Origin of the sequence: Paractinoplanes polyasparticus (assembly GCF_019710575.1) — a bacterium.
Taxonomy (GTDB): domain Bacteria; phylum Actinomycetota; class Actinomycetes; order Mycobacteriales; family Micromonosporaceae; genus Actinoplanes; species Actinoplanes polyasparticus.
In genome coordinates, this window is record NZ_JAHWFK010000034.1 from 136,657 (window position 1) to 156,888 (window position 20,232).

Here is a 20,232-nt window from a genome sequence, read left to right on the forward strand (position 1 = left end):
GCTTCGCCAGGACTTCCCCTCATCAGGAAGAGAAGTCCCCCTCCTTGACACCCGCGACGAACGCCTCCCACTCCTCGACGGTGAAGGAGAGGATCTCGTCAGGGCTGGTCGAGTTCCGCATCAGGACCGCACCATCGGTCCGTGCCACCTCGACGCAGTTGCCGCCTGTGCAGCGTCTGGCTTTGCGCCATTGTGGTTTTTCGGTCGGCTTGATCATCTGTGCACCTCCGTGCCGGTTCCCGAGGTCCACGTTAAGGGACCATTTCACGATCCGGCAGGAGTGAATGGCGTGAGCGATGGGCGAAGTGAGTGATTTGCCGAAAAAGGAGGGCCGGAAGCGAGCGCTTTATAGGCTCTTGTCCGTTTTACGGGACACATGCAGCCGGGCTCGAGCCGGATGACGGGAGCGCGGTGTCCAAGATCAGACAGTCCATTCGCGGACCGGCGTAACAAATGGAGAGGGCGACATGCGTTGCGCACGCCGCCCTGCACAGAAAAATGCCCGCACAGGGCGGGTGAACAAAGATCGATCAGAAGCTGAATTCGCCTGCTCTTACGCCCGCGACGAACGCGGTCCACTCATCCCCCGTGAATGCATGGGCCGGGACGTCGGGGTTCTTGCTGTCCCTGAGCAGGTACTGACCGTCGACCTTGGCCACTTCCACGCAGTTCCCACTTGCACAGAAGCTGCTCTTGCGCCACTGGGGCGACTCGACCTCTCGCATTTTGCTGATAACCCTTCGAGAATGAATGTTGATAGATCAGTATTTAGTTGGATTCAACTTCGACACCCGGAGAGGTCGCTCCAAGATCTTCTATGCGCTTCCTGACGAAGGCGATCGTGTCGCTCTCGTCCATGGCGGCTTGCCAAAGTTGGTTGAAACGCTTTCGATGCCGCCTGGTCTCGGCAAGATTTTCCACCGTCTCGTCGGCCACGCCGTTCTCGCGATACATGACTTCGCGGTCGGGATGGCTCGGGTCGACGGTCAGGAGTTCGAAACTGCCGTTGTTGGCAATGGTCTGCACAATGTCGAACGGCAGCATGCGCATCTGGAACAGCCCGGCCTCGGCCAGCTCGACGATCTGCTGCAGCTGCGGGATGAAGATGTCCAGCCCGCCGATCAGGCGCATGAAGACCGACTGGTCCGCGAGGAAGTAGTACTTGAGCGGATCGCTGCGGTGGAGCATCGCTTCCCGACGCTGGCCGCGGATCTCCACGAGCGCATCGACCTGCGCTTCAGTGAATTCGTCATCCAGCCAGGCGCCCGTCAAAGCACGCGCATACTCCGGCGTCTGCAGCGGTCCATGCACGTAGTACACGTTGAACGAGCGCAGCTCGGTCGCCTCGGCCTCGTACTCCAGGAACCGCCGGAAGGGTTCGGAGGTGTTCTCGCGGAAACGAGGCTCCTCCCACCAGGCATAGGCCGCCCGCTTGCGGGTCCGCGCGACTCGCGCGTCGGCAAGCAATGGCTCCACGATCGCCTTGTCGCGAATGCCGAGCAGATTCAACAGGCCGCGGAGGTCGTTGATCGAGATCGAGACGTCGCCGTTCTCGATGCGAATGACCTTGCTGAGGGACCACTCCATCTCCTCAGCGACCTGAGCCTGGGTAAGCGGAAGCGCCTCACGGGCCTCGCGGATCGCTATGCGAACACGCCGGCGCGCGATGGTAGGCGACTCGCCTTCGGCCATCAGTCCTTCAACGTTGAAGTAGGTCCGGTGTTACAGGTGCGTAAACTGCCACCTCGCTGACTGCGAAGTAGCACTCAGCGAGGTTGCTGGCAGATGCTATTACCGTCCCATATGACGAGTGACACCGGGGTGGGGTTTCGCCCACAAGCTCAGGCAGCGGCGAGATCAAGCCCCTTCCCGTGCGGCCGGCCGTTCTCGAGAGAGCGTCGCAAAGCGCGTTTGACCTGCCCGAACTGGCGTTCGTCGGCACAGGCGTAGAGCACCACGTCGGTCCCCCGATAGGTCGCGTGAAGTTCCCACCCACGAGCACGGCGGACCATCGACGGCACGGTGAAAGCCAAGGGAACCGTCACGGCGAGTAGTCCGAGCGCGTAAGCAGTAGGTGGTTGCAAAAGCGTCCAACCGGCGCCGACGGCCGCCACCGTACCGGCGGCCACAGTCAGGACGGTGGCCGGGGAGGCCGGCTCCGCGGCGACTCGCACTTCGCCGACGTTGTGGAGGTCCCGAACGAGAAAACTTCTTGCTGACGTCCCGCGCCAGATGAACAGTTCGTCGGTTACCACAGCGTCCGGACCGCGATAGTAGATACGTTTGCTCATGGCGCACCCCTCACCCGAACTCCTTGCGAGGAACAGGGAGACAGAGCCACGATGGCGCTGGAGAGAAATGAATCCCCGCCCGCTCGTTCGAAGTCAACAGAGAACGTTCGCAGAGGCGAGAACGGCACCCGGTTGCCGCCGGGTGCCGTTGTTTTGAAGCGTCTCCCTCAACTTCCGCCCTTGTTGCTCTGGATCCAGTAGAGCATGCCGTACGGCTGTCCGCCACCACTCAATCTGCCATGTCGCAGATTGCGTACAAGCCAAGTGGCCTGAGGGGCGCGTCACTCTGACCGCCTTGTGGCGTTTCATAGACCAACCGGCCGGGTAGGCCAGACGTCGAAGCCACCGTCGAGCCTGTGATTGCGCAGGTAGAAGGGCGATATCCGCATGGAGAGCCGACTCAAGATAGCGGGCCAGGCGGTGCAACCCATCCTGGTGATGTTCCCGCTGGGACTGTTCGCGATGGCCATCATCTTCGATCTTGCCAACCTGGCCGGCGCCCCGGCGATCCTCGGATCGCTGGCCTACTGGAACATCGTCGCCGGCCTGGTGGGTGGCGTGGCTGCCGCCGTCGCGGGTGCGATCGACCTTGCCTTCGTCCACCGCGCCGACACCAAGCGCATCGGCGTGCTGCGGATGCTGCTCAACATGGGCGTGCTCTTCCTGTTCGCCGTGATCGTCATGGTTCGTGTCGGGGACCCGAACCGTGAGGCCGGCGTCGGTCTCTTCCTGCTCGAACTGCTCGCGCTGGCCATCTCCGGCTTCGGCGCCTGGTTCGGCGGCGAACTCGCCAACGGCCGCACCCCCGCGTTTGCCCGGGCGGCCGTGGGGAACCGCGGCTACTAGCTCACTGTCGCGGCTGCGGCCTGCGACGCGTACCCCGAAATGCCAGAAGCCCAGGTCGCTTGACCTGGGCTTCTGCGTGGAGCCGCCTGACGGAATCGAACCGTCGACCTACGCATTACGAGTGCGTCGCTCTAGCCGACTGAGCTAAGGCGGCAACGAGAAACAAGTGTACGGTATGCGCCCCGGGCCAAGGCGGGGGCACCCCTGAAGCACGGCCCGGATCGGGCAGCGGTTCTGTCAGGGGCCGGGTCTAGTCTGCCTGGCGTGACCGTCGATCACCCGCAACCTCCCCCCACGGGCCAGGTCGTGCCACCCCGGCCCGCGAGCATGAATCCACAAGAGTTGGGCTTCACACCGCAGCGCCCGGTCGGCTGGCTCGCACCGCTGCTGCTGCTCAGCACCGGCCTGCGAACCGTGCTGGCGGTCCTCTTCGGGGCCTATCTCGACAAGCGCGAGCTGCAGAACGCGCTCGACGGCGACTGGTTCGACCATTCGCAGACCGCCGACGGCGAGCTCTGGCTCGACTACGTGGCCGATCTGGGCGACGGCTTCAACGCGACGTATTCGGTGGCCTACCTGCTGGCCCAGCCCAGCCTCGAGGTCGACGGCGCCTCGTTGCCCCGGGGTCGGCTGCTGCTCATGGGCGGCGACCAGGTGTATCCCCTGGCCAGCGGCGACGGCTACGAGAGCCGCATGAAGGGCCCCTACCGCGCCGCCCTGCCCGAGCCCCCCATGTCCTCGACGCAGCCGACCCTCTTCGCGCTGCCCGGCAACCACGACTGGTACGACGGTCTCACGGCCTTCATCCGGCTGTTCGCACGTCGCCGCGACGGTCACATCGGCGGCTGGCGCACCGAGCAGCGGCGCTCCTACTTCGCGGTCAAGCTGCCGGCGAACTGGTGGCTCTTCGCCATCGACGAGCAGTTCGGCGCGTACATCGACGATCCTCAGCTCGGCTATTTCGAAGAGGCCGCCCGGCACGTCGGCCCGGACGACCGTGTGATCCTGATGACCCCGTCGCCCAAGTGGGTCAAGTCCGTCGACAATCCGGAACAGTACGACGCGATCGATTACTTCATCCGCAAGACGCTCGACCCGACCGGGGCGTCCACGCGGGTGCTCGTCTCCGGCGACCTGCACCACTACGCCCGCTACAGCAGCGCCGACCGTGAGCTGATCACGTGCGGTGGCGGCGGCGCCTACCTGCTCGGCACCCAGCAACTTCCGCCGGAACTGATCGTGCCCCAGCCCGACACGCTCACTCGCAGCCGCAGCATCAGCAAGCCGTACGCGTTCCAGTCGTCCTATCCCGATGCGGCCGGCTCGAAGCGGATGGCTTGGGGCGTGTTCCGCCGGGTGCCGACGCGCAACCCCGGTTTCGTCACCATGCTCGGCCTCATCCACGTGCTGACCATGCTGGCGATGACCGGCGCGGCGGCCGGCAACGCGGGCATCGTGCAGCGACTGTTCAGCATCCCGCTGACCGCCATGCTGGTGCTCATCCTGGCCGGATCGGTGGCGTTCGCCCAGCCGCCCAAGGCCGACAAACCCAAGCACGCCCGCCACTGGATAGCCGGCCTGCTGCACGCCTTCGCCCACATCGCCCTGGCCGCGGGCGGCACGTGGTTGTGGCTCCAGCTGCCCTTCCACGAATGGATGTGGCCCGGCCCGCTGGTGGTGGCCGCGGTCGTGTACGGCCCGGTCATCGGCTTCGTGGCCACCCAGGTGACCGCGCTCTACCTGCTGATCGCGTCCACAGTCGACGTCAACATCAACGAGCTGTACGCGGGCCAGGGCATCGAGGACGCCAAGAGCTTCCTCCGCATGCACATCGCCGCCGACGGCACCCTGACCATCCACCCCATCGGCATCGACAAGATTTGTCGCAAGTGGACGCCCGACCCCGACGGCGCTCCCGACGCTTCCTGGCTGCAACCCCGCGACCCGCTGGTCCCCCACCGCATCGAGGCGCCCATCAAGGTCCGCTGACCGTCCGCTTCACCCGCGAGAGAAACCCGCCCGGCAACCCGGTCAGTTGTAGCGCTCCTCGTGCGCCTGGCGGGGGCCGCAGACCGAGGCTCGGCTGCACGAGCAGCGGGAGCCGTCGGCGTCCATGCGGACGACCACCGCATCCTTGGGGACGCTGTGGGCCACCACGCGGCCGTCGCCTTCGGGGGTGGTGACGCGGCTGCCGACGGCGGGAGCGGAGGCCTGGAAGGCGGAATACAGCGGGTGCTCGTATTTCAGGCAGCACATCAGCCGGCCGCAGGCGCCCGAGATGCGCAGGGGGTTGAGCGGGAGGTCCTGGTCTTTCGCCATGCGGATGGTGACCGGCTCGAAGTCGGTCAGGAACGTGGCGCAGCACAGGTCGCGGCCGCAGGAGCCGATGCCGCCCTGGACGCGGGCCGAGTCGCGGGCCGAGAGCTGGCGCAGTTCGACTCGGCAGTGCAGGGTGGCGCCCAGGTCTCGTACGAGAGAACGGAAATCGACCCGGTGCGGGGCGGTGAAGTAGATCGTGGTGCGGGCGCTGCCGGCGCCGGTCTGGTCGAGCACGTGGTCGACGGCCACGACCTTCATGGGCAGCTCATGGGCCTTGATCAGCTTTTTGGCGGCGACCTTGGCCTCGGCCTTGCGTTTGCGCAGCAGCTCGTCGCGGCGCATGTCGTCGTCGCCCGCCAGCCCCGCGACCTTGGGAAAGGCCGACGTGTCGTCGCTGACCCATTGCGCCGCCCAGACGCACTCCGCCACCTCGGGGCCGTCGTCCGTGGGTACGAGCACACGGTCGCCGACCTGGGGCGAGAACTCGCCCGGGTCGAGGTAGTAGAGACGGCCGTACCGGTTGAAGCTGACCGCGCACAGCATGCCCATGGTCCCCACCATACGACGCCGGAAAGGCCGCACCAAATGCCTGATTTGGGGTACCCGGCGGGGTTGTCGCATAGATGTTTCGCAACCACCCAGATCGACCTTCGTTGGGCAGACCCGTAGACGCCGCATCAGTGCGGCCCAATCGGGAGGAACCTGCCATGACGCCCGCCAGGTCGCTGGCCGCCAGTGTCGTCGCGTTCGGTTTCGCGAGCGCACTCACCGCACCGCAACCGGCCCTCGCGGCGCCCGCACCCTGCGAAAGGGCCGAGAACTTCGCCGCCCAGTCCGGTGCCGAGATGCTCCGGATCAACAAACTCGAAGTACACGCGGCCGCCCCGGAACGGCCACGGTTCAAGAACGCCCCCAAGGCCGAGAACGGCACCGTCGGGGACGCCGCCAACCGGGTGCTGAGCACGGACGACGACCCGATCCTTCCCAATCCCGAGGACAGCGACACGATCAGCGAGGGCATCGGCCTGACCGGCATGGGGGTGCTGGGCTATCTCGGCGCGCTACCGAAGTCGGCGGCGAAGACCACGGGTGACGCCGATGTGGTTCCCACGCCCAAGAAGGGCCCGACCGGCGAGATTGCCGAGCGGGGCGGAGCGGTGGCCGACGGCCTGAGCGAACCCAGCGACTCGGGCGGAACCGGTGGCGGCGAACCCGTGGCCGAGGAGCCGACCGACAGCGACGACGCGTTGGACCGGCGCTCGCAAACCCGAGGCGGCAGTGACGCGGCGTCGGACCGGCGCTCACAGAACCCGGGTGGCAGTGACGCGGCTTCGGACCGGCGCTCGCAGAACCCGGGTGGCGGCGATGGGCGGATGAAGTCGGCCTCGCTGGCCGAGGTCGGGCTGGGCGAAGCCCGTACGGCGATGATCGCGGAGGCCAAGATCGCCTCGGCCGCCTATGCCCGGATGCTCAACGGCGCCCCCGCCGGCAAGAAGTACGCCGCGATGGTGAAGCCGCAGCTCCAGCAGGCGCCGCCGACCAACGCCAAGGCGTCGCGGCGCTCGACGGCCGCCGGGAAGGCCGGCCCGCTGCGTCTGGGCCGGGGCGGGCTGGGCACGCACGCCCAGTGGGACGCCGCCATGGCGTGCGGACGGGCCGCCGGCGAGACAGGCCGCGCCGACGCCTCGCTGACCAGTCTCAGCGTGCTGAACGATCTGGTGCGAGTGCCCGGCGCGATGACCAGCCGGGGCACGACAGCGCTGGAACGCCGGGGCGACGAGGCGCGTACGGTCGCGCGGTCGACGGTGACGGCCGGGCGCATCGAACTGGCCGGCGGTCAGGTCCAGCTGCGCGTTCTGCAGGCGCCCGTGCTCGAGGCCGCCATGTCGGCCGGCTCCGGCGGCAAGGTCAGCTACCGCCCGGCGGTCGTCGAGATCTCGGGTGACGGCGTCCAGACCCGGCGACTCAAGACCGCCGGGGAACACGTCGACATCGCACTGAACCCGCAGTACCACGAGATGGAGTCGGCCCGCGTGCCGAGCCTCACCGAGCTGGGCCGCCTGGGCAAGGCCGAGCCACTGCCCGTGCCGGCCGTGCCCGGTCTGCCTTCGGTACCCACGCCCACGACCGAGTCGGCGCCCGCCGCGACCGACGGGATCAGGCTGCGGGTGGCGCTGGGCGACGTCCGCCACGCCGTCAAGGGACAGGCCATCGCGGCCCGGGCCTCAGCCGTCAAGGTCTCGCTGACCCGGACGACCGGCTCGAAGGGACGCGGCCAGGACGGGTACGGCGCCAAGTCGGGCGTTTCGCTGAACATGTCGCTGGGCGTGCTCGAGGCCGCGGCCGTCTCTCCCGAGGCGCGGCAGATCACGTCGTCGGGTGCGGGTGGCGGCCTTCCGGTGACCGGTTCGGACGTCACCCGGGTCGCCCTGGCCGGCGGAGGCCTGCTGCTGGTCGGCGTGGTGGCGGTTCTGCTGACCGTACGTCGCCGCCGCACCCACTCCTGACCCGTCCCGCATCGTTCATCGTTCATCGTTCATCGTTCATCGTTCATCGGGCGGCTCCTTCCCGGGGCCGTCCGATGCCGTTACCGGAACCGGGTCAACCGGATGGAGACATGTCGATCTCCTGATGGACGAGTCAGCTCGAACGGTCGTCCCCTCCTGATCCTCCGAGCGGCCGGAAGCCGACCCGATCCCGAGACAACCATCGATTCGTAGCGTTGAGTGGTGCCTACACCTGCGGGGGGTGCAGGAGGTCGCGGCGCCGCATTCGGAGTTCTTTCCGGTTGTTCGAATGTGGCGCCGCGCCCATGCCACCAGCCACCGAGCGCCAAGCCGCAATGCAACGCAGCGCCGCCACCGAGCGAGGCCTCCACCACGCGTCCGGCCGCCGTACGCGTCGCTGCCCCGCGGAGCCCCCGGTCTGCGTAGAGGCGAAGAACTTGACGCGGGCACCTGAACGCCCGGCCAGAGTCGAAGGCGATCCGTCGTCGAGCGCGCCTAAAGCGGTACAGGGTTGGCCAGTTCCTGGGAGCCGCGCAAGAGGTCTTCGGCTTCGGCGTAGTCGGCGGCCACGACGCGGAGGACGTGCGAGGTCACGTCCGCGGCCGCCCGTGCCTCGGCCGTTGAAGGTGGGTGGTGAGCGGGCGTCCCCAGGGTGATCGACTCAGCCGAGCCCAGCACGTCGGCCAGTGCGGACGCCAGGTTGTCGCGGGTGCGCGTCATCCATTCCCGCAGGGCCGCGCCGAGGTCGGCGGTCGCTTCCAGGCGCTCGTCGAGACTCTCGCCCGTGCCGGAAAGATGGACGGCGTAGCGGCGGCGCCGGTCGTCATAGGCATCGGCGGCCTCGCCCTCCCACTCGCCGGGTGGGGGCAGTGAGGCTGCGACCTCGGCACACACCCGCGCACCGGCTCGCAGGTCGGCGTCGGCGTCGGCCAGGGCCGATGGGCGCAGACCGGCCACCGCCTGAGCCGCGTCAGCGGGCATCAGACGTACGCGCCGAAGGTCGTCCAGCACCGGGTGACCAGCCGGCGCCCCGGCCGCGTCGAGCACCTGCTCGGCGCGACGCAGCAGGGGCGTGGCCGCGTCGAGCACCTGGTCGAGCCGATCCATCACAACTCCCGCGTGAAGCGGCGCTCGACCGCTTCGTCGGTCTCGACGTACTCCCGCCGGGTGGCCCGCACCGAACGGGCCATCTCTGCCACCCGGGCAGCGGCGACGGAAGCCTCGCGCGATCGCGCGTCCAGCACCGCTTCCCAGTGATCGTGAAGGGCCTGCCCGATCCGCGCAGGCAGCCCCGGAACCACGAACGCACCCGGTCCAAGCCCCGCGGACGCCACCGCCGCCTGTGCGGCGAACGCGCCGGGGGCCACGGCGAGGGTAGAGACATCGCGCGACAGGGCGGTCATAGCGTCCGAAGCCTGGTCGAGACGGTCGGCTACGTCGTCCATCTCAGGCCTCGCCCAAGGCACGGAACTGGTCGAAGATCTCGTTGTGCAGTTTTTCGCGGGCCCAGCGGGCCGCGTCGGTGGCATTGCTGACGGCGGCCTGCAGCTCGCGGCTGAACTCGCCCGGGTGACGATGGCTCAGACCGCCGTGAATCTGGATGTCGGTGATGCGGCCGGATGCGGTCACGGTGACCTCGATGGAGTTGTCGGGTGAGTGGACCGAGACCTGGTGGGACTCGACGGCCCGGTCGTAGTCGCCGCGCAGTTGCTCAACGCGTCGATGCCTATCGATAGCCTCGCTGACCCACGCCTCGTCGATCTCACGTGCCATGCCGAGGCTCCTCACCATGTGTCAGCGCGCCATCGCGGACCGGGATCAGACCGTACCCGGAAGGGTGATGCCTTCGCTACGGGCTGTTTTCCACTGTGGATAACTGGGGCTCGCTATCCACAGGCGCAAGCATTCTGTCGGGGGCGCGCAATACCATCAGTGCCGTGAGTGACGTCTTCGCTGATCTGGTGGGCCAGGCCGAGACGGTCGCCACGCTGCGGCAGGCCGCGGCGGCGGCGGCCCGGGTCGTGGCCGGCGAGCAGGTGGCCGCCGGCGCGATGACCCATGCCTGGATCTTCACGGGCCCGCCGGGCAGCGGCCGGTCGGTGGCCGCCCGCGCCTTCGCGGCCGCGCTCGAGTGCGAGCGTGGCGGCGCTGGTTGCGGCGAGTGCCACGGCTGCCACACCACGCTGGGCAAAACCCACGCCGACGTCCGGTTTGTCGTGCCTGAGGGGTTGTCGATCGGCGTCAGCGAGATGCGTGCCCTGGTGCTCCGGGCGGCGAGCGCGCCGTCGGGCGGCCGGTGGCAGATCGTCGTGATCGAGGATGCCGACCGGCTCACCGAGCAGGCGGGCAACGCGCTGCTCAAGGCGATCGAAGAGCCGCCGCCCCGCACGGTTTTCCTGCTCTGCACGCCGTCGACCCACCCCGACGACATCTCGGTGACGATCCGGTCCCGCTGTCGGGTGATGGCGCTGCGGCAGCCGCCGGCCGAGGCGGTGGCCGAGGTCCTGGTGCGGCGCGACGGTGTCGCACCCGAGGTGGCGTCTTGGGCCGCTGCCGCGTCGCAGGGGCATGTCGGGCGGGCCAAGCGGCTGGCCAACGACTCCGAGGCCCGTGGGCGGCGCGACGCCGTGCTGTCGGTGCCGCGGCGGTTGACCGGTGTGGGTGCGTGCTTCGAGGCGGCGAGCGCGCTGATCAAGGCGGCCGAGGCCGAGGCGGCCGAGCAGCTGGTCGAGACGGACGCGTCCGAGCGCGCGTCACTCGAGCAGGCGCTGGGGGCCGGGGGCACAGGCCGGGGGGCGGCGGGCGCGATGCGCGGCGCGGCCGGCCAGTTGAAAGACCTCGAACGCCGCCAGAAGTCCCGGGCCACCCGCTCGAAGCGGGACGCTCTCGACCGCGCATTGGTCGACCTGGCCGGCTTCTACCGCGACGTCCTGATCACCAACATGCGTGCTCCCGTCGGCGTCGTGCACACCGACGTGGCGACGCAGTCCGAGGCCGCGGCCGGCAAGTGGTCGCCCGAGAGCGCGCTGCGCCGGCTTGAGGCGGTGCTCGCCTGCCGCCAAGCCATCGACGAGAACGTCAAACCCGAGATCGCCGTCGAGTCCATGATGCTGACCCTCTGGCGCGGCTGACCCCGCCAACGGCGGCCAGCACCGCCTCGCTGACGCGCAGCCCTCGATGGATCAGCGGCGGCTGTAGCGACCAGGGCCGTCCGGGGTTTCGTCGTCGTTGACGCCAAGCAGCTCCGCCATCTCGTCGAGCACGGGCTCCTCGTTGCGCCCGTTGACCCGGCTGACGGGCCGGTCCTCAGGGGTCGAACGGCTGGGGCGCTCATGGGTGGCGTCGGCACCATCAGGAACCGGTCGAGCCACAACCGGCTGCGTGACGTCGGCACCATCACCGACCGGCAAGGTGGCCCCGGCACCATCCGCAACCGGCCGAGCCGCAACCGGCTGCGTAGCGTCAGCACCGTCCGCAACCGGCAAGGTCGGCCCGGCGCCATCAGCAACCGGCCGAACCCGAACCGGCTGCGTGACGTCGGCACCATCACCATCCAGCAAGATCGTCCCGGCGCCATCCGCAACCGGCCGAACCGCAACCGGCTGCGTGACGTCAGCACCATCCGCAACCGGCCGAACTGCAACCGGCTGTGTGACGTCAGCGCCGCCGGGAGCCGGTTGAAGCGCGACCGGCTGCGTGGCTTCGGCGTCACCTGGACGCGGTTGAGTCGCGATCGGCTGTGTGGGGCCGCCGAGGTCGGCGGTCGCGTGGGCGGAGTCGGCTGTCGGCTGGTCGGGGACGCCGGCGTGGCTGGCTCGGCGGTCGTCGAGCCCTACGCGGCGGTCGGGGGTAGCGGTCAGGTCGGGGGCGTCGAAGTCGGGGCCGGGCGGCAGGTCGGTCGAGGCGGGGGCCGGGTGGGCCGGTTCGGCCGCGCCCAGCAGGCCCGTCAGGCGGTCGCTCACGGCGGTGGTGATCTCGTCGAGGGGACGGGCCGCGTCGAGCACGAGGTAGCGCTTCGGGTCGGCCGCGGCGAGGTCGAGGAAGGCGTAGCGCACACGCTCGTGGAAAGCGCGGGATTCGCTCTCGAGGCGGTCGGCGCCCTCACCCCGGGAGTCGACGCGGTTCAGGCCGACGCCGGGGTCGACGTCGAGCAGCACGACCAGGTCGGGCTTCAGGCCGCCGGTGGCCCAGGAGGACAGCCAGGAGATCTCGGTGACCGGCAGGGTGCGGCCCGCGCCCTGGTAGGCCAGGGACGAGTCGACGTACCTGTCGCTGATCACCACCGCGCCGCGGGCCAGGGCCGGGCGTACGACCGTGGCGACGTGGTGGGCCCGGTCGGCCGCGTACAGCAGCGCCTCGGCACGGGCGGAGGGCGTTTCGGTCTTGTCGAGCACCAGTTGGCGGATGCGGGCACCGACGTCCGTCGCGCCCGGCTCGCGGGTCACCACGACGTCGCGTCCGTCCGCCTGCAGGGCAGCGGCGAGCCGGGTGACCTGGGTCGACTTGCCGGCGCCCTCGCCGCCCTCGAAGACGATGAAGATGCCGCTGCGCACGAACTGCTCGGCCGGTGACAGCGGCCGCCCGCGGACCGAGCCCCACAGGTCGGCCAGCACGGGCACGCCGCGCTTGTCGTCCATCTGGCGGAACGAGCTGATGCCGACGAAGACGCCGAGCGCGCCCGCGACCAGCAGCAGCACGCGGGTGAAGGAGAGGTCGAAGCTGACCGCGCCCAGGTCGATGCGGCGCGAGCTGCCCAGGCCGACCAGGAAGCCGGACAGAGTGATGGCGAGCAGCAGCACCATCCGGACGCCGATCTGCACGACGGCGAAGACGCGGCCGCGTACGGCGTCGTCGACCTCGCCGTACAGCAGCGTCGTGCCGGCCAGGAACGCCATGCCGGCGCCCGCACCGACCAGCAGCGCACCGACCAGGGCCATCGACAGGTGGAAGGCGAGACCCAGGAACATGACCGAGCCGCTGGCCAGCACGATGCTCATGCCGAACCAGCGCCGGCGGGAGAGCTCACGGATGATCATCGGGCCGAGGCCGATGCCGACCGCCAGGCCCATGAAGATGGTGCCGAAGAGCAGGTAGAACGCGGCCTCGCCGGCGCCCAGCGAGGTGGCGAAGGTCTTGGCGGCGCCGATCACCACACCGCCGGCCGCGAACGCGCCGAAGATGCCCAGCACCAGACCCCGCACCAGCGGGGTCGTGCCGATGTACTTCCAGCCGTCGAGGAACTGGCGGGTCATGCTCTGTTGCTGGGCCGCCTGCTGCCGCTGCTCGCTCTTGCCACCGATCTCTTTGATGCCGAAGAAGACGGTGATCGCGGTGGCGAGGCGGGAGATCGCGTTCAGGTAGAGCGCGATCTGCACCGGCTGGGCCCAGTCGGGCAGGGTGGCGCCGGACTGCTGGATGCCCGCGGTGAGGGCGGAGAGCGCCAGGGCGGCCAGGATCGGCGTGATGCCGTACGTGGTGACGAGCGTGAGCTGGTTGGAGACCTCGATCCGCGACTTGGGGATGAGGTTGGGCACCGCGGCTTCCTTGGCCGGGATCCAGATCAGCGTGATCGTCTCGCCGATGAACGTGGCGATGGTCGCCCAGGCCACGGTGACACCCGGCGAGCCGCCGAACAGCGGGACGAGCGGGATCGAGCCATAGAAGACGAACCGGAGGAGGTCGGTGATGACCATGGTGTAGCGCCGGTCGAAGCGGTCGGCGAAGACACCGGCGATCGGGCCGAGCAGCAGGGCGGGCAGCAGGCGGACGGCGATCGTGCCACCGAACGCGGCGCCCTGGCCGGCGCTGCTCTCGAACTGGGCCGCGGCGAAGATGCCGGTGGCCAGCAGGCCGATCCAGTCGCCGAAGGAGGCCAGGCCGAGCACGAGCCAGAGGCGCCGGAAGGGCCGGATGCGCAGCACCGATCGCAGCGCCGCCGCGCCCGACAGGTCAACCGGTCCGGAGTCCCGCTTCTCGCTGTCGATGGCCCTCTACCTCCCGTGTTTGCAGGTGCACTCTATCGGGCCACCACACATGGCCAGGTGACCCACGTTCGGGTATCGAAGAAGTGAAGAGGTTTCGCATTGCCGGTAACGGCGATACCGTGCTGACGTGATCGAAGACCGCACGGCTCTGAAGGAGCGGCTCGACCGGGCCACCGCCCATCTCGAGACGCCGGTCGCGGCCGTCGACCTGGCGGCCTTCGACGACAACGCCGACCAGTTGGTGGCGCGGTCGCAGGGCAAGCCGCTGCGGGTCGCCAGCAAGTCCGTGCGCTGCCGCACGCTGCTGGAACGTGTGCTGGCCAGGCCGGGCTGGCACGGCGTCATGGCGTACGCGCTGCCCGAGGCGATCTGGCTCGTGCGCACCGGCCTGACCGATGACGTGCTGGTGGCGTACCCGTCGGTCGATCGCACCGCGCTGCGCGAGCTGACCACCGACCCCAAGCTCGCGGCGGCCATCACGATCATGGTGGATCACCCGTCGCACCTCGATCTGGTCGACCAGGTGACCCCTCCGGGTGACCGTCCGGCCGTCCGGCTCTGTCTGGATCTCGACTCGTCCTGGCGCCCCGCCGGTCCCCTGCACCTCGGCGTACGCCGCTCCCCCGTGCACTCCGCCGGGCAGGCCTCGGCCCTGGCCCGGCGACTGGTCGCCCGGCCCGGCTTCGCACTGGTCGGCATGATGTCGTACGAGGCTCAGATCGCCGGACTGGGCGACCTGCCCCCCGGCCAGGCGTTGCGCGGCCGGGCGATCCGCCTCATGCAGTCCCGCTCGTTCCCCGAGATCCTCCGCCGTCGCGCCGAGGCCGTGACGGCGGTCCGCGAGCACGCCGACCTCGAGTTCGTCAACGCCGGCGGCACCGGCAGCGTGGCCGCCAGCGGATCGGACCCAGTGGTCACCGAGGTCACCGCCGGCTCCGGCCTGTACGGCCCGACCCTGTTCGACGCGTATTCGGCTTGGCGCCCGACACCGGCCGCCTTCTTCGCGCTCAGCGTCGTGCGCCGCCCGGCGCCGCGGATCGCCACCGTGCTCGGCGGCGGATGGATCGCCTCCGGACCGGCCGAGACCTCCCGGCAGCCGACCCCGTACCTGCCCGCCGGCCTCAAGTTCAAGCCGGACGAGGGCCCCGGCGAGGTGCAGACGCCGCTGGTCGGCGCCGTGGCCGACACGCTGCGCCCGGGCGACCGGGTCTGGTTCCGTCACGCCAAGGCCGGCGAGCTGTGCGAGCACGTCAACGAGCTACAGCTGATCGACGGGAGCTCAGCAGCACCGGCCCCGACGTACCGGGGGGAGGGACATGCCTTCCTGGGGTGACTCAGGCCGTGACGTGGCGGTGCAGGTATTCCCTGATCAAAGCCTTGGCCTCGGTGAGGACAGCCTCGTCGCCGTGCTGGTCGCGCCGGAACGCCAGCTTGATCAGCGCGTCCGCCGCCTCGACCGAGATCTCGAGCGAGAACCGCAGCCGCGCGCGGTCGATCAGCTGGAACTGGTCGACCAGCAGCTCGGCCAGGCGCTCGGCGATCACCGCGTTGTTGTCGCGTTCGACGTCGAGCAGGTGCACGTCGACCACGTCGCCGAAGTGCAGCGTGCGGAAGCCGGGCACCGTGCGGTGCATCTGGATGAAGATGTCGATCGCCGCGTCGACGCCGTCCCACCAGTGCGTGAAGGTCTCCCGGCCGAAGCGGTCGGACAGGCCCTGCAGGTAGGCATCCATGTTGCGCATCGCCAGCGCCTGGACGATCGCCCTCTTGTCGGGGAAGAACTGGTAGACCGAGCCGATGGCGACCTCGGCCCGCTCGGCGAGAAGCGTCGTGGTCAGCCCCTCATAGCCGACCTCGTCGACAAGCTCGGCGCAGGCGTCGAGCATGCGCTGGACCCGGGCAACGCTTCTGCCCTGCACCGGGACCCGCCGCAGCGGCCCGGTGGTGACGGTTGGTGTCGACACGCGTCGCCACTCCCTCTCAGCAGTGATAATCGGAACGTTACTCGGATCAACGAGCGAGACGCATCGACGGGACGCGCCGGGTACTCGTCCGCTCGTACGGAGGACAAGGGCCTAAATGACGATCCCTCGTAACGGCCGCCGCTGGGTCAATTGGGGCGGCAACCAGCAGTCACTCGCCGTAGACGTTTTGACCCCTGGCACTGTTGACGAGGTGGCCGTCCACGTCAAGGAGGCGTCGGAAACCGGACGCCGGGTGAAGGTCGTGGGCAGCGGCCACTCGTTCACCGCGATCGCCGTCGCCGACGACCAACGGCTGCTGCTCGACCGGATGACCGACCTCATTGCGGTCGACGGTCCGCTGGTCACGGTGCAGGCGGGTATGCCGTTGTGGAAGCTCAACGAGACGGTCGCCCGGCACGGCCTGGCGATGCCGAACCTCGGTGACATCGACGCGCAGACGGTCGCCGGGGCGATCTCGACCGGCACGCACGGCACCGGCATCGCCCACACGACGCTGGCCGCCTGCGTCGAGGGCGTCAAGATCGTGACCGGCCAGGGCGAGGTGCTCACCTTCAGTAAGGGTGACGACGTCTTCCCGGCCACCCAGCTCGGCATCGGCGCGCTCGGCATCCTCGTCGAGGTGACCCTGCGGTGTGTGCCCGCTTTCACATTGCTCGCCGACGAACGGCCGATGGCGCTGCCCGACGTGCTGGCAGGCCTCGACGACTGGATCCCGGCCAACGAGTTCGTCGAGTTCTACTGGTATCCGTACACGGACCGCGCCCAGCTCAAGCGCAACAACAAGGTGACCGGGAACGACCGCCAGTTGTCGCCTTTCCGGCACTGGCTCGACGACGAGTTCCTCGCCAACTCCCTCTGGGAGGGCGTCTGCCGCCTCGGTCGCCGGGTTCCGGCCGTCGTGCCGGCCGTCCAGTCGATCGCCGCCCGGGCTCTCACGGCCCGGACGTACACCGAGCGCTCCGACCGTGTCTTCTGCACGCCGCGCCGGGTGCACTTCACCGAGATGGAGTACGAGATTCCGCGCGCTGCCCTGCCCGAGGTGCTGGGCGCGCTGCCGAAGATCATCGACGGGCTGCCGTTCAAGGTGCAGTTCCCGGTCGAGGTGCGGTTCACCGGCCCCGACGACGTCTGGCTGAGCCACGGGTACGGGCGTGAGTCGGCCTATGTGGCGGTGCACCAGTTCACCGGGGCGCCCTACGAGCCGTACTTCCGCGCCTTCGAAGCCGTCTGCCGGCCCCTCGGCGGGCGGCCGCACTGGGGCAAACTTCATTACCGTACGGCGGAGGATCTGCGCCCGGTCTACCCGAGGTTCGACGACTTCGTGGCCGTGCGCGACCGCCTCGACCCGGCCCGGGTCTTCACCAACGACTACCTGGACCGGGTGCTCGGCGCCTGACCTATTCGGCGGAGGCGGAGGCGGAAGCCTTGGCCGGCACTGCCTTCTTGGCCGGCGCCGCCTTCTTCGCCGTGGCCTTCTTGGCCGGAGTCGCCTTCTTGGCCGGGGTGGCCTTCTTGGTCGCGGCCTTCTTGGCGGGCGTCTTCTTCGCCGCGGCGTCCGCTGTCTTGGCCGGAGCCTTCTTGGCAGCCCGCTTCTTCGGGGCCGGTCCCTTGGCCCGCTTCTCGGCCAGCATCTCCGAAGCCTGCTCGATCGTCAGGTTCTCGGGCGTCTGGTCGCCGCGCAGCGAGGCGTTGTATTCGCCGTCGGTCACGTAGGGGCCGAACCGGCCGTCCTTGATGACCAGCGGCTTCTCGGTCGCCGGGTCGGCGCCCATCTCGCGCAGCGGCGGCTTGGCAGCACCCCGCCCCCGGGTCTTCGGCGCGGCCAGCAGGGCCAGGGCCTCGTCGAGGGTGACGGTGAACAGCTGATCCTCACTGGCCAGCGAGCGCGAATCGGTGCCGCGCTGCACGTACGGGCCGTAACGACCGTTCTTGGCGGTGATCTCGTTGCCCTCGGGGTCCTTGCCGACGACCCGGGGCAGCGAGAGCAGCTGGATCGCCTGCTCGAGGGTGAGCGTGTTGGGCGACTGCGAACGGAAGAGCGAGCCGCGCCGTTCGCCGCTCTCGACGTACGGCCCGAACCGGCCGGACTTGAGCACGACGTCGACACCGGTCTGCGGGTCCTCGCCGAGGCTGCGCTCGCCGCTGCCGCCGAGGAAGAGCTCCTCGACCTTCTCCGGAGTCAGCTCGTCGGGCGCGACCCCCTCGGGGATCGAGACCCGGTTGCTGGGGTCGTTGGTCTGCTCCTCGGACGCGCCGGGAACCTGACGCTGCAGGTAGGGCCCGTAACGGCCGACCCGCACGACGATGTGCCGGCCCTCGTCGTCGTCGAAGAGGGGAATCGAGTTGATCAGGCGGGCGTCGATGTCACCCAGGTTCTCGGTGACCATCTTGCGCAGGCCGCCGGCCCGGGCGATCGCGTCGTCCTCGCCGGCCTTCTGGCTGCCGAAATAGAACGCGGTGAGGAAGTCGAGCGACGCGTGGACACCCCCGGCGATGCTGTCGAGGTCGTTCTCCATGGCGGCGGTGAAGCCGTAGTCGACCAGACGCGGGTAGTGCTTCTCCATCAGGTTGACCACCGCGAACGCGATGAACGTCGGGATCAGCGCCTGACCGCGCTTCTCGACGTAACCCCTGTCCTGGATCGTCTGCATGATCGACGAGTAGGTCGAGGGGCGCCCGATGCCGAGCTCTTCCATGGCCTTGACCAGCGAGGCCTCGGTGTAGCGGGCCGGCGGGCTGGTGTGGTGGCCCGCGGCGTTCAGCTCGTCGGCGTCGAGCCGCTGGTCCTTGACGAGGTTGGGCAGGCGACGCTCGGCGTCCTCGGCCTCGGCGTTCTCGTCGTCGGACGACTCGACGTAGGCCTTCAGGAAGCCGGGCTCGGTGATCGTCTTACCGGTGGCGCCGAAGTCCGCCTCTTCCTGAGCGGTGGAGACGGCCCGGATGCGCACGGAGATCGAGTTGCCGACCGCGTCGGTCATCTGCGACGCGACCGTGCGGCGCCAGATCAGCTCGTACAGCCGGAACGCGTCGCCGCTGAGTTCCCCGGCCAGCTCGGCGGGGGTGCGGAAGGTGTCACCGGCGGGCCGGATCGCCTCGTGCGCCTCCTGCGCGTTCTTGACCTTGCCGGTGTAGCGGCGCGGCTCCGGCGGCACGCTGCGCTCGCCGTAGAGCTCGGCGATCTGCCGGCGGGCGGCCGCGATGGCCGTCTCCGACAGGTTGACCGAGTCGGTACGCATATAAGTGATGTAGCCCTCTTCGTACAGGCGCTGGGCCGTACGCATCGCCTGAGCCGACGACATGCGCAGCTTACGAGCGGCTTCCTGCTGCAGCGTCGAGGTGATGAAGGGTGCGTACGGCCGGCGGCGGTACGGCTTCTCCTCGACCCGGGTGACCGTGAAGTTCTGCCCCTCGAGCCGGGCTGCGAGGCCCCGGGCGCCGCCCTCGTCGAGCTGCACCACGGCCGCGCCGGGCTTGAGACGACCGGTCGTCGGCTCGAAATCCTTGCCGGTGGCGATGCGGTCGCCGTTGAGCGCGATCAGCGTGGCGCCGAACTGGCGCGGGCCCTCGACCTGGCCCTGGACGGCCAGCAGGGCGTTGATGTCCCAGTACTCGGCCGTGCGGAACGCCATGCGCTGGCGCTCACGCTCGACGACGATGCGGGTTGCCACGGACTGGACCCGGCCCGCCGACAGCTTCGGCATGACCTTCTTCCACAGCACCGGGCTGACCTCGTAGCCGTAGAGGCGGTCGAGGATGCGGCGGGCCTCCTGCGCGTCGACCAGGTTCTGGTCGATCTGGCGCGGGTTGGCCACGGCGGCCTGGATGGCAGGCCGGGTGATCTCGTGGAAGACCATGCGGTGGACGGGGACCTTGGGCTTGATCGTCTCGAGCAGGTGCCAGGCGATGGCTTCGCCCTCGCGGTCCTCATCCGTCGCGAGGAAGATCTCGTCGACCTCTTTCGCCAGCTTCTTGAGCTTGGCGATCTGCTGCTTGCGGTCGGCCGAGATCACATAGAGCGGGTGGAAGCCGTTGTCGACGTCGACGCCCAGCCGGGCCCACGACTCGCCCTTGTACTGCTCGGGCACCTCGTCGGCATTCTTGGGCAGGTCACGGACATGGCCGATGGAGGCCTCGACCAGATAGTCGGGGCCCAGATAACCGGCGATCGTCTTGGCCTTCGACGGGGATTCGACGATGACCAGACGGGTCGTCCTGGCGTCACTCGGCACGGCACTCCCAAACTTCGACTTCGGCTTCCTTCTGTTCTCCGCCGGTGAACAACGCGGCGTCCGGCGGAGCG

17 protein-coding genes and 1 tRNA gene are annotated in these 20,232 nt (G+C 69.2%); 6 read left to right on the plus strand and 12 right to left on the minus strand.

The genetic code is table 11. From position 1 onward, the window contains the following. Positions 1–22: 22 nt before the first annotated feature. The 4 genes from KXC43_RS31145 to KXC43_RS31160 all read right to left on the minus strand — a co-directional run bounded on the left by KXC43_RS31145 (position 23) and on the right by KXC43_RS31160 (position 2,291). The gene (locus KXC43_RS31145) at positions 23–217 is read right to left on the minus strand and encodes a DUF397 domain-containing protein (RefSeq protein WP_221379758.1); all 195 of its coding nucleotides are present in this window, start codon (positions 215–217) and stop codon (positions 23–25) included. A 313-nt stretch (positions 218–530) separates the two neighbouring features. Next, positions 531–725, minus strand: a complete 195-nt coding sequence (locus KXC43_RS31150) for a DUF397 domain-containing protein (protein ID WP_221379759.1) — start codon at positions 723–725, stop codon at positions 531–533. Positions 726–768: 43 nt separating this feature from the next. Then, the gene (locus KXC43_RS31155) at positions 769–1,692 is read right to left on the minus strand and encodes a helix-turn-helix domain-containing protein (protein ID WP_221379760.1); all 924 of its coding nucleotides are present in this window, start codon (positions 1,690–1,692) and stop codon (positions 769–771) included. Positions 1,693–1,841: 149 nt separating this feature from the next. Continuing rightward, positions 1,842–2,291, minus strand: coding sequence for a DUF6232 family protein (locus KXC43_RS31160; protein WP_221379761.1), 450 nt, complete (start codon positions 2,289–2,291; stop codon positions 1,842–1,844). 387 nt (positions 2,292–2,678) lie between these two features. On the opposite strand from KXC43_RS31160, the gene KXC43_RS31165 reads away from it, so the two are divergent. Further along, positions 2,679–3,137, plus strand: a complete 459-nt coding sequence (locus KXC43_RS31165; protein ID WP_221379762.1) for a DUF2231 domain-containing protein — start codon at positions 2,679–2,681, stop codon at positions 3,135–3,137. A 77-nt stretch (positions 3,138–3,214) separates the two neighbouring features. On the opposite strand, the gene KXC43_RS31170 is transcribed toward KXC43_RS31165, so the two are convergent. After that, a tRNA-Thr gene (locus tag KXC43_RS31170) sits at positions 3,215–3,291 on the minus strand. Between the two features lie 173 nt (positions 3,292–3,464). Between KXC43_RS31170 and KXC43_RS31175 the strand changes: the two genes are divergently transcribed. Then, positions 3,465–5,126 carry a metallophosphoesterase gene (locus KXC43_RS31175; RefSeq protein WP_255645177.1) on the plus strand — a complete coding sequence of 554 codons (1,662 nt, stop codon included), beginning with the start codon at positions 3,465–3,467 and terminating at the stop codon, positions 5,124–5,126. 42 nt (positions 5,127–5,168) lie between these two features. On the opposite strand, the gene KXC43_RS31180 is transcribed toward KXC43_RS31175, so the two are convergent. After that, positions 5,169–6,005, minus strand: coding sequence for a PSP1 domain-containing protein (locus KXC43_RS31180; protein WP_221379764.1), 837 nt, complete (start codon positions 6,003–6,005; stop codon positions 5,169–5,171). Between the two features lie 158 nt (positions 6,006–6,163). On the opposite strand from KXC43_RS31180, the gene KXC43_RS31185 reads away from it, so the two are divergent. Next, on the plus strand, positions 6,164–7,963 hold the full coding sequence (locus KXC43_RS31185) for a hypothetical protein (protein WP_221379765.1): 1,800 nt from the start codon (positions 6,164–6,166) through the stop codon (positions 7,961–7,963). 495 nt (positions 7,964–8,458) lie between these two features. On the opposite strand, the gene KXC43_RS31190 is transcribed toward KXC43_RS31185, so the two are convergent. Genes KXC43_RS31190 through KXC43_RS31200 form a run of 3 tightly spaced genes read right to left on the minus strand, consistent with a single transcriptional unit; the run spans position 8,459 to position 9,736 of the window. Continuing rightward, positions 8,459–9,070 (minus strand): hypothetical protein, encoded by a 612-nt coding sequence (locus KXC43_RS31190; protein WP_221379766.1) that lies wholly within the window; start codon positions 9,068–9,070, stop codon positions 8,459–8,461. After that, positions 9,070–9,408 carry a hypothetical protein gene (locus KXC43_RS31195; protein ID WP_221379767.1) on the minus strand — a complete coding sequence of 113 codons (339 nt, stop codon included), beginning with the start codon at positions 9,406–9,408 and terminating at the stop codon, positions 9,070–9,072. The genes KXC43_RS31190 and KXC43_RS31195 overlap by 1 nt, the downstream gene beginning before the upstream one ends. Position 9,409: 1 nt before the next feature. Continuing rightward, entirely contained in the window at positions 9,410–9,736 is a 327-nt protein-coding gene (locus KXC43_RS31200) for a YbaB/EbfC family nucleoid-associated protein (protein ID WP_221379768.1), read from the minus strand. 164 nt (positions 9,737–9,900) lie between these two features. On the opposite strand from KXC43_RS31200, the gene KXC43_RS31205 reads away from it, so the two are divergent. Next, positions 9,901–11,094 (plus strand): DNA polymerase III subunit delta', encoded by a 1,194-nt coding sequence (locus tag KXC43_RS31205; RefSeq protein ID WP_221379769.1) that lies wholly within the window; start codon positions 9,901–9,903, stop codon positions 11,092–11,094. Positions 11,095–11,145: 51 nt separating this feature from the next. On the opposite strand, the gene tmk is transcribed toward KXC43_RS31205, so the two are convergent. Then, complete coding sequence (tmk, locus tag KXC43_RS31210) at positions 11,146–13,884, minus strand: dTMP kinase (protein ID WP_308129337.1); 2,739 nt, start codon at positions 13,882–13,884, stop codon at positions 11,146–11,148. Between the two features lie 190 nt (positions 13,885–14,074). Here tmk and KXC43_RS31215 point away from each other — a divergent pair, with 190 nt between their 5' ends. Next, complete coding sequence (locus KXC43_RS31215; protein ID WP_221379770.1) at positions 14,075–15,280, plus strand: amino acid deaminase/aldolase; 1,206 nt, start codon at positions 14,075–14,077, stop codon at positions 15,278–15,280. A 1-nt stretch (position 15,281) separates the two neighbouring features. Here the strand turns inward: KXC43_RS31215 and KXC43_RS31220 are convergent, their stop codons facing one another. Further along, on the minus strand, positions 15,282–15,911 hold the full coding sequence (locus KXC43_RS31220) for a TetR/AcrR family transcriptional regulator (protein WP_221379771.1): 630 nt from the start codon (positions 15,909–15,911) through the stop codon (positions 15,282–15,284). A 115-nt stretch (positions 15,912–16,026) separates the two neighbouring features. Between KXC43_RS31220 and KXC43_RS31225 the strand changes: the two genes are divergently transcribed. Further along, a complete protein-coding gene (locus KXC43_RS31225; protein WP_221379772.1) occupies positions 16,027–17,328 on the plus strand; it encodes a D-arabinono-1,4-lactone oxidase in 1,302 nt (433 codons plus the stop codon). Position 17,329: 1 nt separating this feature from the next. Here the strand turns inward: KXC43_RS31225 and topA are convergent, their stop codons facing one another. Continuing rightward, positions 17,330–20,161: a type I DNA topoisomerase gene (gene topA / locus KXC43_RS31230; RefSeq protein WP_221379773.1), complete on the minus strand. Its 2,832-nt coding sequence runs from the start codon at positions 20,159–20,161 to the stop codon at positions 17,330–17,332. Positions 20,162–20,232 lie beyond the last annotated feature (71 nt).